The sequence below is a fragment of the Methylobacterium iners genome, assembly GCF_022179305.1.
GTDB classification, from domain to species: Bacteria; Pseudomonadota; Alphaproteobacteria; order Rhizobiales; family Beijerinckiaceae; genus Methylobacterium; species Methylobacterium iners.
In genome coordinates this window covers 1-13,086 of record NZ_BPQP01000056.1, presented here as the reverse complement: position 1 = coordinate 13,086, position 13,086 = coordinate 1, and the positions used below count along the sequence as shown (strand labels likewise).

Below are 13,086 nucleotides of genomic sequence, written 5' to 3'. Positions count from 1 at the left end.
GACGTTCGATGGCCATCAGGGTCAACGGGACCGAGGTCGACCCGCCGGAGGACGCCCGCGTTTCCCTCCTCGATCTACTCCGAGAGCGGCTGCAGCTGACCGGCACCAAGGTCGGCTGCAACCAGGGGGCCTGTGGCGCCTGCACGGTGCTGCTCGACGGTAATCGGGTGCTGTCCTGTCTCACGCTCGCAGTGCAGGCGGATGGCCGCGAGGTCACCACGATCGAGGGCTTGGCTGATGGGGATGGGCTGCATCCGCTCCAGGCCGCCTTCATCGAGCACGATGGCTTTCAGTGCGGCTACTGCACGCCGGGTCAGATCTGCGCCGCCTCGGCGATGCTGCGCGAGGTGACGGAGGGCGTGCCGAGCTACGTCACCGCCGACTTGGCCGAGGAGCACATCACCCTCTCCCGCGAAGAGATCCGCGAGCGGATGAGCGGCAACCTGTGCCGCTGCGGGGCGCATAACGGCATCATCGACGCGATCCTGCAGGTTGCCACGGAGAAGGCCGCGTGAATCCCGTCACGTATCAGCGCGCCTCGTCATTGGCCGAGGCAGTCCGGCTGGCTGAGAGCAGTCAGCTGCTCGGCGGGGGCACCAACCTCGTCGATCTCATGCGCAAGGGCGTCGAGCGGCCCTCCCAGCTGACCGACGTCACGGCGTTGTCCGCCGCGATCGCGGCGACCGACGATGGGCGCCTCGTGATCGGTGCGGCCGCGCGCAACAGTGCCGTCGCGGCTCATCCCCTCGTCCGATCACGCCACCCGATGCTGTCGCGTGCGATCCTGGCAGGCGCCTCGGCGCAGGTTCGCAACATGGCAACCGTGGGCGGCAACCTGATGCAGCGGACGCGGTGCCTGTACTTCGCCGATGTCGCCGGCTCCCGCTGCAACAAAAGGCAGCCGGGCAGCGGATGCGATGCGGCGGGCGGCTTCGAGCGCTACCACGCGATCATCGGCGCCTCGCCGGCCTGCAGCGCGACGCACCCGTCCGACATGTGCGTCGCCCTGGCGGCCCTCGACGCAGACGTCCGTATCGTGGGTCCGGCCGGCAAGCGAACAGTGGCATTGGTCGATTTCCATCGGCTGCCCGAGGACCGGCCAGACCAGGAGACCGCGCTCAAACAAGGCGAGGTCATCGAGGCGATCGAGATCCCCGACGCGCCGTTCGCGGCTCGGTCCGACTACCGGAAGGTGCGCGATCGCGCGAGCTACGCCTTCGCCCTCGTCTCGGTCGCGTCCGGGCTGACGCTGCGCGAGGGCCGGATCGACGAAATCCGCATCGCCTTCGGGGGCATCGCACCCAAGCCGTGGCGCGCCTATCGGGCCGAGGCAGCCTTGCGCGGGGTGGTTCCGACTGCGGAGGCGTTCAAGGCCGCGGCGGATTTGGAGCTCGCCGAGGCCACGCCGCTCGCCGGGAACGCCTTCAAGATCGCGTTGGCCAAGCGCACCCTCGCTGCCGTCCTCACGGACCTTTCGGGAGACGATCGTTGAGCAAGGTTCAGAACGCCGTCGTCGGCTCGGTCCGCACCGTACTGGGTTGGGTGCCGTCCCAGTGGCTGCCGGGCGGCACACCCGACCCCCTGATCGCGAGGCGCGCCGCCGTCGGACGTCAGGCCTCTCGACTCGACGGCCCCTTGAAGGTCGCCGGCAAGGCACGCTTCGCCGCCGAGGTGGCGGTGGAGCGGCTCACCTACGCCACGCTGGTCCACAGCCCGGTCGCGCGCGGGCGCATCACACACCTCGACACCAGCGCCGCGGAGAGCGCGCCGGGTGTGAACCTGGTGCTGACGTACCGCAACATGCCGCGGATCGAGAGCCCGGCCCTGATCTCGTTGAGCGACTTCTCGGCCGTCGGCAACAGCGCCCTGCCGATCCTCCAGGATGCCGAGATCCGCTACAACGGCCAGGTCGTGGCCCTCGTCGTTGCCGAGACGCAGGAGCAGGCCGATCACGCGGCTTCGCTCCTCGTAATCGGTTACGCGCCCACCAAGCCCACGACCCGGTTCCAAGACGCACAGGCTGAGGCACGGACACCCGAGTCGCTTCTGGTGGAGCGAAACCACGTGTCCGTCGGGAGGGCCGAGCGCGAGCTGGCTCGGGCAGCGCATCGTGTCGACAACCATTACCGAACACCTTGGCAGAACCACAGCGCGATCGAGCTCCACGCCCTCACGGTCATCTGGGACGGCGAAGACTCGCTGACCGTGCATGACGCGACGCAGATGATCGCGCCAAGCGCGGTGGTCCTCGCCAAGCTGTTCGGGCTCAAGAAGGACCAGGTTCGCGTGCTCTCGCCCTTCGTCGGCGGCGGGTTCGGGGGCAAGGGACTGTGGGACCACCAGATCGTGGCGATTGCCGCCGCGCGCCTTCTCGGACGGCCCCTGCGGCTGATGCTTACCCGAGAGGGCGTCTACCGCATCATCGGCGGCCGCAGCCCCACGGAGCAGCGCGTCGCCATCGGCGCAGATGGGGACGGCCGGTTCACGGCGCTGATCCATAGCGGCCACTCGGTGATGCCTACCTACGGGGCATGCCCGGAGCCCTTTACGCTGGGGTCGCGGGCGCTCTACCGCGCCGGAAGCTTCGAGATGCTCCAGCACCATGTCGACCTCGATGTCGTCCCGAACACCTTCATGCGTGCGCCGGGCGAGGCAATTGGCAGCTTCGCGCTCGAGAGTGCGGTGGACGAACTCGCGCATGAGATGGGGATCGATCCCATCGACTTGCGGCTGCGCAACGAGCCGGAGCGACATCCGATCTCGGGAGCACCGTTCTCGCAGCACGCCCGACGCCAAGCCTTCACCGACGGCGCGAAGCGTTTCGGCTGGGAGCGGCGGCAGCGCGAACCCGGCGCGCGCCGCGAGGGCGAATGGCGGCTCGGACTGGGCTGCGCTACGGGGAGCTTCCCCTATGCCCGCATGCCGGGGGCCTCAGCCCGCATCACGCTTCGCCGCGACGGCGCGGCGGTGGTCGCCTGCTCGGCCCAGGAGATGGGCATGGGCACGGCGACGGTCCAGACGCAGCACGCCGCGGATCGGCTCGGCCTGCCGGTCTCAGCCGTCGTGTTCAAGCTCGGCGACTCCGCGCTGCCCGCCGCCCCGATGGCCGGCGGCTCGTCACAGACTGCATCGGTCGCGGGCGCGATCATCGCGGCGGCTGCGAAGCTCACGGGCGAGCTGGTGCGCCTCGCCGGCAATGACAGCCCGATCGCCGGCCTGCGGGCGGGTGAGGTCCATCTCGTCGATGGTGGCGTTGGTGCGATCGGGGACGCCGCGCGGCACGAGGAGTACCGCTCGATCCTGGCTCGGGCCGGGCGCGAAGAGATCACGGTCACGGCGACGGGAAGCCCGCCGCTGGAGATGCTCAAGTACGCCATGCACAGCACGTCCGCGATCTTCTGCGAGCTGCGCGTCAGCGATGCCACCGGGGAGATCCGGGTCGACCGGCTGCTCGGTTCGTTCGATTGCGGCACGATCCTCAACCCGCAGACCGCCGCCAGTCAGTTCAAGGGCGGGATGATCATGGGCCTGGGCTTGGCGCTCACGGAGGAGACGCTCTTCGACGAGCGCAGCGGCCGGATCATGAATCCATCGCTGGCGGACTACCACATCCCGGTTCATCTCGACGTGCCGGAGATCGAGGTGATGTGGACGGGCATTCCAGATCCGCGCTCGCCCCTTGGCGCACGGGGCATCGGTGAGATCGGGATCACCGGCGTTGCGGCGGCCGTCGCCAATGCGGTCTTCAACGCGACGGGGAGGCGGGTGCGAGAGTTGCCCATCACCCTCGACAAGCTTCTGTAATCCCACGTCACAGCCGGACGTCACAAGGAGGCAGGGCCGCCTGCGTGGTCCTTTGCCGGCGATGCGAGCTTCAGCTCTTCAGATGGGCTTGACGATGACGAGCACGGCGATGCCGAGACAGGACACGACCACGAAGGGTGCGCTCAAAGGCGAGAGAACGCGGGTGGACACGCCGCCGGACACGCGCCGCAGCTTGGCGGATTGCATGCCATGGAGGCCGGACAGGACGACGACGAGCACGAGCTTGGCGATGAGCCAGCCGCTCCGCGACCAGTCGCCCGTGACCGCCAGTGTCAGGCCGAACGCCCAGACCAGGATCATCGCCGGCGTCGTCACGCGCATGTCCCAGCGCCGAATGGCCCGCGCCGCTGCAGGATTGACGTCTTGAGACGCGGAGAGAAAGACGGCGACGCCGAGGACACCCGCGACGAACACCAGGGCGGCGGCCACGTGAAGGGCCTTCAGCCACGTGTACAGGTCCGTCATCACGCTGCGCCCGAACCATTCTCAAGCAGCTGCGCCATCTTGCGCCGGACCAACGGACGGGTCGTCAACCCCGCGAAGGGAACGAAGGCGCTGACCGTCAGGCGCGCCCATTCGGAGGCGCGCCAGCCGCTGTCGGTGCCCGTCTGCACGACAGCCCAGGCATAGATAACGAAGGCGAGACCATGCACGGGCCCTAAGATGCTGACCGTCAGCGGCTGACCGGCCAAGTGCTCGAGCGGGACCGCCACGCCGATCAGGAGAATGAGCGTGGTGGCCTCGACAAGTGAGGCGAGTTCCAGGCGCCGCAATTGCGCAAGCTCCAGCGCCACGTGTTCGGACCGACCCTGGTTTGTCATGCTCGAGTGTCCCTCAGGATGGGCGAGTCGGTGCCTTCCCATCGTCCCGTACGGCACGCAGAGGGTCATCCCCGCCCGACGAGCGCACAGACTTAGCGGTTCGACCGAGTGGTCGAGAGCGGCAGAAATGCCAAACTTCGCGGGAATCCTGCCAACCAGAGTGAAGGGTGTTGAGACGTGTCTCCGCGCGGGCTAGCGGCAGTGCTGATGGGACACAGGGGACCTCGCCATTCACACGGTCGCTGTTCTCGCCGCGCACGGCGTCGTCGCGTTCGACCTCACCATCCCTTGCGAGGTGTTCGGACGCGTGCGCCTTCCAGACCCGTCGCATGAGTATCGTGTTCAGGTGTGTGGCGAGGCCAGCGAGGTCCGCACGCGCGCATTCGACATCCACGCGCCCTTCACCCTGACCGACCTTGAACGGGCCGACACCGTGATCGTGCCCGGCGTCGAGGACCTCGACCTCGCCGTCCCTGCCACGATCGTCGAGGCGGTGGCTGCCGCCTATGCGCGCGGGGCGCGCGTCGCCTCGATCTGCACGGGCGCCTTCGTGCTGGCGGCGGCAGGGCTCCTCGACGGCAAGCGCGCGACGACGCACTGGCAGGCCGCCGACCTGCTCGCGAGCCGCTATCCCACGGTCATCGTGGACTCGGACGTGCTGTTCGTGGAGGCAGGGCAGGTCGTGACCTCGGCTGGCGCATCGGCAGGGCTCGACATGTGTCTCCACCTCCTCCGCCTCGACCACGGCCATGCGGTCGCGGCAGACGTTGCGCGGCTGGCGGTGGCGCCGCTCGTGCGGGAGGGCGGACAATCACAGTTCATCCGGCGCGAGGTCTCCGGCTCGGCCTCGAATCTCGGATCTCTGCTCGACTGGATGGCGCAAAACGCGCACCGGCCGCTGACGGTCGAACTTCTAGCGCGGCGCGCTGCGATGAGCCCGCGCACCTTTGCCAGACGGTTTCGCGAGCAGACCGGGACGACACCGCTGCAATGGCTGATCACCGCTCGCGTGCGACGCGCGCAGGAGCTCCTCGAGACGAGCTCGTTGACCATCAACGAGGTTGCTGTCGCGTCGGGCTTTGACGATCCTGCAACGCTCCGCGACCGCTTCCAGCGCATGGTCGGAGTCGGTCCGAATGCCTACCGACGCTCATTCGGGTCGCCCGCTAAACCGTCGCGAAACCGCAAAGGCGCCGATCGCGAAGGGTGCACAATCTGAGCGAGGACCAAAGGGTGGCGTGGCCGCAGAGCCACGGCTCGACGGTGAGGGATCGACAAGCTCGCGTCCCCGCCTGCTTTTCCAGCCGCCTGCCCGAGATCCAGTTCAGTGCGGCGGTCGCCCTCCCAGACCAGGACGACACCCCTTGCGGGACCGACCTTCTACCGAGCCGTCTTCGACGGCGACCTCTTTACGATCGCCCGCACCGAGATCCACGCCGTCTTGGATCGCGCCGCTATCGATCAGCTCATCGGGGCCGAAGTCGCGACCAAACACGGCGTCGCACGATCGGACAAGACGCGAGATAGAGGAGACCCCCTCTCCGTCCATGTCCGCTCTAACCGTCGCGCCGGCGTCGGAGCGACGGTCGGTTCGGCGTCGGATATTTTGTCCGGTCTTCGAGGGGCAACAAAGGTCCCAAACTGATGATCTAAGGGTTCACCACGTCTTGGACGTTCCCATGGCACGCTCGGCGCAGAGTGCGGGCCGGCTCTGCAAGACTGCGCCGCTGATGCGCAAGCCTACGGCGCGTCCTACCACTCGCGTGAGTGGAGTGTACCATCTAGCCGCGGGATCGAACGTCCTGCGCGCAAGCGATGTTCAGGTTCGCAACGCGTCCACGAAGGCGCGGAAAGCGGCGCTGGGCTGACGGCGGCTGGGATAATACAGGTGGTTCGGCGGCAGCATCGGCGCCCATCCCGCGAGAACCTCGATGAGGTCGCCGGTCTCGATGTAGCGGTCGACGTGGGGCAGCGGCAGGCAAGCGACGCCGAGGGCTGCGACCGCAGCGTCGCGCATCAGGTCGACGTCATTGGTGACGAAGGACCCGGGTATCGCGCGCTCGAACCGACGCCGATCCCGTTCGAACTCCCAGACGTGGATGGTGCCGGACGAGGTGTAGCGATAGCACAGGCAACGATGCCGACCGAGGTCGTCCGGCACCTGCGGGGCACCGTGAGTTTCGACGTAGGCGGGCGCGGCCACGAAGGTGAGGGGCACGGGATCGCTGACACGCACCGAGATCATGTCCCCCTGGAGCTCGCCCTCGTGGCGAACGCCGCAATCGAAGCGTTCGGCTACAATGTCCACGAGCCCGTCATCGACGACGAGGTCCACCGTGACCTCGGGGTAATCAGCCGCAAACCCGACGAGGCGCGGGAGGACGACGTGCACCGCCGCCGGACGGTGGGCGTTCACCCGAACGCGGCCTGCGGGACGCTCCCGCGTCGCGTCCAGGGCGCCGAGAGCGCCTTCGACGGACGCCAGGGCGGGGCGCAGGCTCAGCAGGAGCTCCATGCCGGCCTGCGTCGGGGCGAGGGAGCGTGTGGTCCGATCGAGGAGCCGGACGCCGAGCCTCGCTTCGAGCGTCCGCATGGCATGGCTCAGCGCGGAGGGGGAAAGACCGAGCCGCACGGCGGCCCGGGCGAAGCTGCCGGCTTCGACGATGGCCAGGAAGATGGGAAGCCCAGCCCAGAGATCGCGGTCCATTGCTGAAAATCCTTCAGCAACCCATGCACCCGAAGGCGTCTAACTCGCAAGACGGCGACCGTGCATCCTACGCGCTCTCCCCGAAGTCCCTCGTCGGGTCGCCGGTCGCGGGAAACCCGAACTTGCGGCCGAGATCGGCCGCGGGGTGGCAAGCCGCGGCCTCATGCGCCGACGAGACAGGAAACATCCCCATGAACCTTCAGTCCTATCGCGCCCTCGGTAAGTCCGGCCTTCTGGTCAGCCCGCTTGCACTCGGCACTATGACCTTCGGCACGCCACGCTGGGGCCTCGACGAGGAGGGCAGCCGCGCGGTCTTCGACCGCTACACCGAACTGGGCGGCAATTTCGTCGACACGGCCGACGTCTACTCGGGCGGCCGCTCGGAGGAGATGGTCGGCGCGTTCGTCGCGGCGCGCGGGCTGCGGGATCGCACGGTGATCGCCACGAAATCCGGCTTCGCGACGGGTCATGGCATGCATCAGGGCGGGAATGGCGCCCGGCACGTCCGCGCCGCGGTCGAGCGGTCACTGGCGCGCTTACGAACCGACTTCATCGACTTGTACTGGGTGCACGTCTGGGACGGCCTCACGCCGGCCGAGGAACTCCTACAGACGATGAGCGCCCTCATCACGGCGGGCAAGGTCCGTTATTGGGGGCTGTCCAACACGCCCGCCTGGTACGCCGCCGAAGTTGCGACCCTGGCGAGGTTTCATGGCCAGCCCATGCCGATTGGGCTGCAATACTTCTATTCGCTCGTGGAGCGCAGGGTCGAGGGCGAGCATGTCCCACTCGGCCAGGCGTTCGGCATGGGCCTCGTACCCTGGAGCCCGCTCGCCTATGGCCTGCTAACGGGGAAGTACGATCGTAGGGAGGTCGAGGCCGGGCCGCCCCGCCGGGGTGGGGTTCCGAACGAGGGATCGGCGAGGAACGGTGCGCGCCCCGAGGGTGACAAGCGGCTGGACGGCGACAATCCGTTCGGCGACACGCTGTTCACGGAAGGCAACTGGCGGATCGTGGAAGAGTTGAAGCGCGTCGCCCGGGAGGCCGGCGAAACACCGGCGCGCATGGCCCTGGCTTGGGTGGTGGGACGACCGGGCGTCACCTCGACACTCATGGGGGTCAGCCGTGCCGAGCAGGTGACCGACAACGTCACGGCGCTCGGCCTGGTCTTGTCGGCCGAGCACGCGGCGGCGCTCGACGCCGTCAGCGGCGGTGGCGAGAATCTCCTCTACGCGCTGTCGCGCCCGCCGCTGCGCAACCAAGTCGTGTTCGGTGGCGCCGACGTCCACTGATCGGGCCTCAACGCTGATCGGCATCCGATCCGGTGGAGAGCGGCGGAGCGGGCCGGAACAGACCAGACAACCAGTCGACGAACACCCTGATGCGCGACGACAGGTGCCGGTTTTGCGGGTAGAGCACCCAGAACGTCATCGGCGGTGGCGGAAAGCCCTCGAGAACGGGTACGAGCTCCCCCGCCGCGATCTGGTGTTCCACACGGTAGCGCGGCACCTGGAACAGTCCCAGACCTGCGACTCCCGAAGCGGTGTAGATCTCCGCGCCCCGCACGACGACCTCATGGGGCAGCGTGACCTCCCATGTCCGGCCATCCATCTCGAACTCCAAAGGGTAGGGCTGTCCAGTGCCGGAGGCGGTGTAGGCGACCATCTTGTGACCGGCGAGATCATCCGGCGCTGTCGGAACACCGTGACGCTTCAGGTAATCGGGACTGGCGAGCGTCAGCTGCTCAAACGACGCAATGCGCCGCCCGATCAACGAGGAATCGGGGAGATCCCCGGCACGCAGGACGCAATCGACGCCTTCGGTGATGAGGTCGACCATGCGATCGCCCTCGCTGAGGTTGAGCGCGATGCCGGGATAGCGCGCGATAAACGCGGGTAATGCGGGCAGAACGAAGAAGCGGGCGATCGTACCCTGCATGTCAACGCGCAGAGGTCCCCGCGGCTCGGCGTTCCGGAAGGCGTTCTCGACCTCGTCGAGGTCAGCCAGGATGCGGATGCAGCGCCCATGGTAGGCCGCTCCATCGAGCGTCGGCCTGACGTGGCGCGTCGTGCGCTCCAGGAGCCGCACGCCGAGATCCGCCTCCAGGCGCTGGATGGCGTGCGTTGCGGTCGGGCGCGGCACCTGAAGGTCGCGTGCAGCCTGAGCGAAGCTGCCGCGATCCACAATCCTGACGAACAGGCGCGTGACGGCAATGCGATCCATCGAGCCCGCCTAGCCGATTGTTGCTCCCAGCGAAACAGTGCTGTTGAATTAGGCATGCTACCGCTGATTTTCTGACCGAGTACCGTCCTCCCAGCATCAGGGAACGACGGGAGGTTGGGATGTCAGGTGGAGACGGCGAGCGGCTCATGCCGGGGCAGGACATGCGATCGCGCCTCGTATTTCCGGGGCTCGCGTCGTTCTACGAGCGCGCCCAGCCGCTCACCTACGCCCTCCTGCGTGCTGCCTTCGGCCTCACTATCCTCACTCACGGCCTGCCCAAGCTGATGGGGACGGCACACGGATCCATGGCTGACCCGATGAGCGGCTCGATCAGGCTCATCGCCAACGTCCTGCACCTGCCCTTCGCCCCACAGCTCGCGATGTTCGTCGCGCTGCTGGAGACGTTCGGGGGGCTTGCGGTCGCCGCGGGCCTTGGCACCCGTCTGTTCGCGCCCATGCTTGCCGTGCAGATGCTCGCGATCTGCCTTGCTCTGGGTCCGACCTGGCCCTGGATCGACCGCGGCATCGAGTACCCCGTGATCCTCGGCTTCGTTGCCGTGCTGATCGCGATCCACGGCGGAGGTCCCTACTCCGCCGACGACCACATCGGCCGCGAACTGTAGCGCCCAACGCCGCCTCACGACGGCTGCGCCGGCGGCCTGATCAGATCCGCGCCGAACATTGAGCCCGGTCAATCCGACGAGAGGCTCAGCGAACTCATCCCTCCAACCATCACCAGAGGAGAAGCAGCATGACCGGATCGGAAAGCAGGGTCGCGATTGTGACGGGTGCGTCGCGGGGCATCGGTGCAGCCGTCGCGCGGCGGCTGGCGGCTGATGGTCTCACGACCATCGTCAACTATGCCGGCAGCGCGGATGCGGCGGCCAAGGTGGTTGACAGCATCGAACGGGCGGGCGGGCGCGCCATCTCCGCTCAGGCCGACGTGAGCGACGCCCAGGCAGTCAAGCGCATGTTCGATGCGGCCGAAGACGCTTTTGGCGGTGTCGACGTGCTGGTCAACAATGCCGGCATCATGAGGCTGGCGACGGTCGCCGAGAGCCACGACGCGCTGTTCGATCAGACGATCGCGATCAATCTTAAGGGCACCTTCAACAGCCTGCGCGAAGCCGCGCGGCGCCTGCGCCAGGGCGGACGCATCATCAACTTCTCGTCGAGCGTGATCGGCCTCTATCCACCCACCTACGGCGTCTACGCAGCCACCAAGGCCGCCGTCGAGGCGCTGACCCGCATCCTGGCCAAGGAACTCGGGTCTCGCGGCGTCACTGTGAACGCGGTCGCCCCTGGCCCCGTCGCCACCGAGCTGTTCCTCGCCGGCAGGGACGACGCCACCATTGAGCGCGCCAAGCAAATGAACCCGCTCGGCCGCTTGGGCGAGGCGGAGGACATCGCAAACGTCGTGTCGATGCTGGTCGGCCCCGATGGCGGCTGGATCAACGGCCAGATCGTGCGGGCCAACGGCGGCGCGGTCTGAGCCCTGAACCCCGAGCAGGCAGAGGAGTGAGGATCATGAGCAACGTGATCCTCGTCACCGGTGCGTCGAGCGGCTTCGGCCGCCTCATAGCCAACGCCCTCGCGGCGGCCGGGTACAGGGTCTACCCGTCCATGCGTGATCTGACCGGTCACAATGCCGGACAGCGGCCGCGCGCCACCTAGGCCAAACAACTCGGGATCGATCTTCGCACGGTGGAGCTCGACGCGCAGCCGGACGCGTCGGCGTCGAGCGCGGTCAAGACGGTCAACACCGACCACGGTCGGCTCGACATACTCATCCACACGAGCGCTTAGCGCGCCATGGATCCGCGCCCGTGGAGGGCACGTAGGCTTGGCATGAAGCGTGCTGTGTAAGATGCTGGCGCATCACAGCACGGCAGTCCGCCGTCGGCCGTCGAAAGAAAGTCCTCATGGATCGTCGGACATTCCTCCAGGCCTCTATCGGCGCCGGTGTCATCGGCACCACCGGCGGGATCGCTGCCCCCGCCATCGCGCAGGCTGCCCGGAAGACGTTGAAGTTCGTGCCTCAGGCGAACCTCGCCAACTTCGATCCGATCTGGGGGACGCAATACGTCGTGCGCAATGCCGCGGCTCTGGTCTGGGACACCCTCTACGGCGTCGACGATAAGTTGGTGCCGCAACGCCAGATGGTCGAATCTGAGAGCGTCTCGGACGATGGCCTGACCTGGACCTTCAAGCTTCGCTCCGGCCTCCGATTCCACGATGGCGAGCCGGTCCTCGCGAAGGACGCGGTTGCGAGCCTCGCCCGCTGGTCGGCCCGCGATCCGATGGGCCTCATGATCAGGGCCATCCAGAGCGAGCTCGTCGCGGTTGACGACACCACCTTCAAGTGGGCGCTCAAGAAGCCCTATCCGAAGATGCTGCTTGCGCTCGCCAAGAACAACGCGCCCTGCACCTTCGTGATGCCCGAGCGGATCGCCAAGACCGACCCCTTTACGCAGATCAAGGAGTATGTCGGCTCCGGTCCGATGAGGTTCATCGCCAAGGATTGGGTGCCCGGCGCGATCGCCGTGTTCGAAAAGTTCGCGGACTACCAGTCGCGTCCCGAACCTTCCTCATGGCTTGCCGGGGCCAAGCAGATGAAGGTCGACCGGGTCGAGTGGATCATCATGCCGGACCCAGCGACCGCCCTGGGTGCCCTCCAGAATGGCGAAGTCGACTGGTGGGAGAACCCGCTCTCCGACCTCGTGCCGGCGCTCCAGGGCTCGTTGGACGTCGCCGTCGACATCGCCGATCCGCTTGGCAATGTCGGCGCCTTCCGGATGAACCACCTCTACCCGCCTTTCGACAACCCGGACATCCGCCGCGCGGTCCTGATGGCGATGCGCCAGGAGGATTACATGCGCGCCATCGTCGGATCGGATGACGCGCTTTGGAAGCGGATGCCGGGCTTTTTCACGCCCGGCACGACCTTCTACTCCGAGCAAGGCGGCGACATCCTCAAGCAGGGCAACGTCGATGCAGCCAAGGCACTGCTCGCCAAGGCGGGCTATGACGGCACACCGGTGACCTGCATCGTCGCGCAGGACAACCCGATCACGAAGGCGCAAGGCGACGTCACTGCCGACCTGCTGCGGCGCCTCGGCATGAAGGTCGATTTCGTGGCCACCGACTGGGGCACGGTCGGCTCGCGCCGTGCCTCGAAGAAGCCGCCCAAGGAAGGCGGCTGGAACATGTTCCACACGTGGCATGCCGGCGCCGACTGCCTCTCGCCTGCGGGCTACAACGCCTTGCGCGCCAACGGCGACAAGGCCTGGTTCGGCTGGCCCTCGAGTCCCACGACCGAGGCAGGCATCACCGAATGGTTCGAGGCCAAGGACATTGAGGCCGAGAAGGCGGCACTGGCCAAAACGAACGCGGCGGCCGTCAACGATGTCGTCTACGGGGTGACTGGTTTCTTCCTCAGCTACCAGGCCTGGCGCAAGAACGTGAGCGGCATCCGCAGCGGGCCGCTGCCGTTCTTCTGGGGTGTGACCA

General features: G+C 67.4%; 14 protein-coding genes. 9 read left to right on the top strand and 5 right to left on the bottom strand.

Annotated elements, in window-relative coordinates:
* Positions 1-8 precede the first annotated feature (8 nt).
* From MFF55_RS16875 to MFF55_RS16865, 3 genes are read left to right on the top strand one after another with little or no spacing between them, the layout of a single operon-like run.
* Entirely contained in the window at positions 9-515 is a 507-nt protein-coding gene (locus MFF55_RS16875; protein ID WP_238245268.1) for a (2Fe-2S)-binding protein, read from the top strand.
* On the top strand, positions 512-1,492 hold the full coding sequence (locus MFF55_RS16870; protein ID WP_238245267.1) for an FAD binding domain-containing protein: 981 nt from the start codon (positions 512-514) through the stop codon (positions 1,490-1,492). Before MFF55_RS16875 ends, MFF55_RS16870 begins: the two co-directional genes overlap by 4 nt.
* Positions 1,493-1,533: 41 nt before the next feature.
* Entirely contained in the window at positions 1,534-3,804 is a 2,271-nt protein-coding gene (locus MFF55_RS16865) for a xanthine dehydrogenase family protein molybdopterin-binding subunit (RefSeq protein WP_373874824.1), read from the top strand.
* Between the two features lie 78 nt (positions 3,805-3,882).
* Here the strand turns inward: MFF55_RS16865 and MFF55_RS16860 are convergent, their stop codons facing one another.
* Both MFF55_RS16860 and MFF55_RS16855 read right to left on the bottom strand, forming a co-directional pair.
* Positions 3,883-4,290, bottom strand: a complete 408-nt coding sequence (locus tag MFF55_RS16860) for a CopD family protein (RefSeq protein WP_238245266.1) — start codon at positions 4,288-4,290, stop codon at positions 3,883-3,885.
* Complete coding sequence (locus tag MFF55_RS16855; protein WP_238245265.1) at positions 4,290-4,619, bottom strand: DUF3817 domain-containing protein; 330 nt, start codon at positions 4,617-4,619, stop codon at positions 4,290-4,292. Before MFF55_RS16855 ends, MFF55_RS16860 begins: the two co-directional genes overlap by 1 nt.
* 256 nt (positions 4,620-4,875) lie before the next feature.
* Between MFF55_RS16855 and MFF55_RS16850 the strand changes: the two genes are divergently transcribed.
* Positions 4,876-5,865 (top strand): GlxA family transcriptional regulator, encoded by a 990-nt coding sequence (locus MFF55_RS16850; RefSeq protein ID WP_238245332.1) that lies wholly within the window; start codon positions 4,876-4,878, stop codon positions 5,863-5,865.
* A 600-nt stretch (positions 5,866-6,465) separates the two neighbouring features.
* Here the strand turns inward: MFF55_RS16850 and MFF55_RS16845 are convergent.
* Positions 6,466-7,353, bottom strand: coding sequence for a LysR family transcriptional regulator (locus MFF55_RS16845; RefSeq protein WP_238245264.1), 888 nt, complete (start codon positions 7,351-7,353; stop codon positions 6,466-6,468).
* A gap of 67 nt (positions 7,354-7,420) precedes the next feature.
* The gene (locus MFF55_RS26845) at positions 7,421-7,546 is read right to left on the bottom strand and encodes a hypothetical protein (RefSeq protein ID WP_283206759.1); all 126 of its coding nucleotides are present in this window, start codon (positions 7,544-7,546) and stop codon (positions 7,421-7,423) included.
* Between MFF55_RS26845 and MFF55_RS16840 the strand changes: the two genes are divergently transcribed.
* Positions 7,545-8,645, top strand: a complete 1,101-nt coding sequence (locus MFF55_RS16840; RefSeq protein WP_238245263.1) for an aldo/keto reductase — start codon at positions 7,545-7,547, stop codon at positions 8,643-8,645. The genes MFF55_RS26845 and MFF55_RS16840 overlap by 2 nt on opposite strands.
* A gap of 7 nt (positions 8,646-8,652) precedes the next feature.
* On the opposite strand, the gene MFF55_RS16835 is transcribed toward MFF55_RS16840, so the two are convergent.
* On the bottom strand, positions 8,653-9,576 hold the full coding sequence (locus MFF55_RS16835) for a LysR family transcriptional regulator (RefSeq protein WP_238245262.1): 924 nt from the start codon (positions 9,574-9,576) through the stop codon (positions 8,653-8,655).
* 119 nt (positions 9,577-9,695) lie between these two features.
* Between MFF55_RS16835 and MFF55_RS16830 the strand changes: the two genes are divergently transcribed.
* The 4 genes from MFF55_RS16830 to MFF55_RS16815 all read left to right on the top strand — a co-directional run.
* Positions 9,696-10,199: a DoxX family protein gene (locus MFF55_RS16830; protein WP_238245261.1), complete on the top strand. Its 504-nt coding sequence runs from the start codon at positions 9,696-9,698 to the stop codon at positions 10,197-10,199.
* Positions 10,200-10,327: 128 nt separating this feature from the next.
* A complete protein-coding gene (locus tag MFF55_RS16825) occupies positions 10,328-11,068 on the top strand; it encodes an SDR family oxidoreductase (protein ID WP_238245260.1) in 741 nt (246 codons plus the stop codon).
* Positions 11,069-11,103: 35 nt separating this feature from the next.
* Entirely contained in the window at positions 11,104-11,250 is a 147-nt protein-coding gene (locus MFF55_RS16820; protein ID WP_238245259.1) for an SDR family NAD(P)-dependent oxidoreductase, read from the top strand.
* A 248-nt stretch (positions 11,251-11,498) separates the two neighbouring features.
* Positions 11,499-13,086, top strand: a 1,588-nt coding sequence (locus MFF55_RS16815) for an ABC transporter substrate-binding protein (RefSeq protein WP_238245258.1), incomplete at its 3' end; no start/stop codon positions are given.

What these genes read in the sequence shown, in the direction of transcription:
- MFF55_RS16875 (WP_238245268.1), top strand. Translation starts at nt 9, where the DNA reads ATGGCCATCAGGGTCAACGGGACCGAGGTCGACCCGCCGGAGGACGCC.
- MFF55_RS16840 (WP_238245263.1), top strand. Translation starts at nt 7,545, where the DNA reads ATGAACCTTCAGTCCTATCGCGCCCTCGGTAAGTCCGGCCTTCTGGTC.
- MFF55_RS16820 (WP_238245259.1), top strand. Translation starts at nt 11,104, where the DNA reads ATGAGCAACGTGATCCTCGTCACCGGTGCGTCGAGCGGCTTCGGCCGC.
- MFF55_RS16825 (WP_238245260.1), top strand. Translation starts at nt 10,328, where the DNA reads ATGACCGGATCGGAAAGCAGGGTCGCGATTGTGACGGGTGCGTCGCGG.
- MFF55_RS16830 (WP_238245261.1), top strand. Translation starts at nt 9,696, where the DNA reads ATGTCAGGTGGAGACGGCGAGCGGCTCATGCCGGGGCAGGACATGCGA.
- MFF55_RS16845 (WP_238245264.1), bottom strand. Translation starts at nt 7,353, where the DNA reads ATGGACCGCGATCTCTGGGCTGGGCTTCCCATCTTCCTGGCCATCGTC.
- MFF55_RS16860 (WP_238245266.1), bottom strand. Translation starts at nt 4,290, where the DNA reads ATGACGGACCTGTACACGTGGCTGAAGGCCCTTCACGTGGCCGCCGCC.
- MFF55_RS16835 (WP_238245262.1), bottom strand. Translation starts at nt 9,576, where the DNA reads ATGGATCGCATTGCCGTCACGCGCCTGTTCGTCAGGATTGTGGATCGC.
- MFF55_RS26845 (WP_283206759.1), bottom strand. Translation starts at nt 7,546, where the DNA reads ATGGGGATGTTTCCTGTCTCGTCGGCGCATGAGGCCGCGGCTTGCCAC.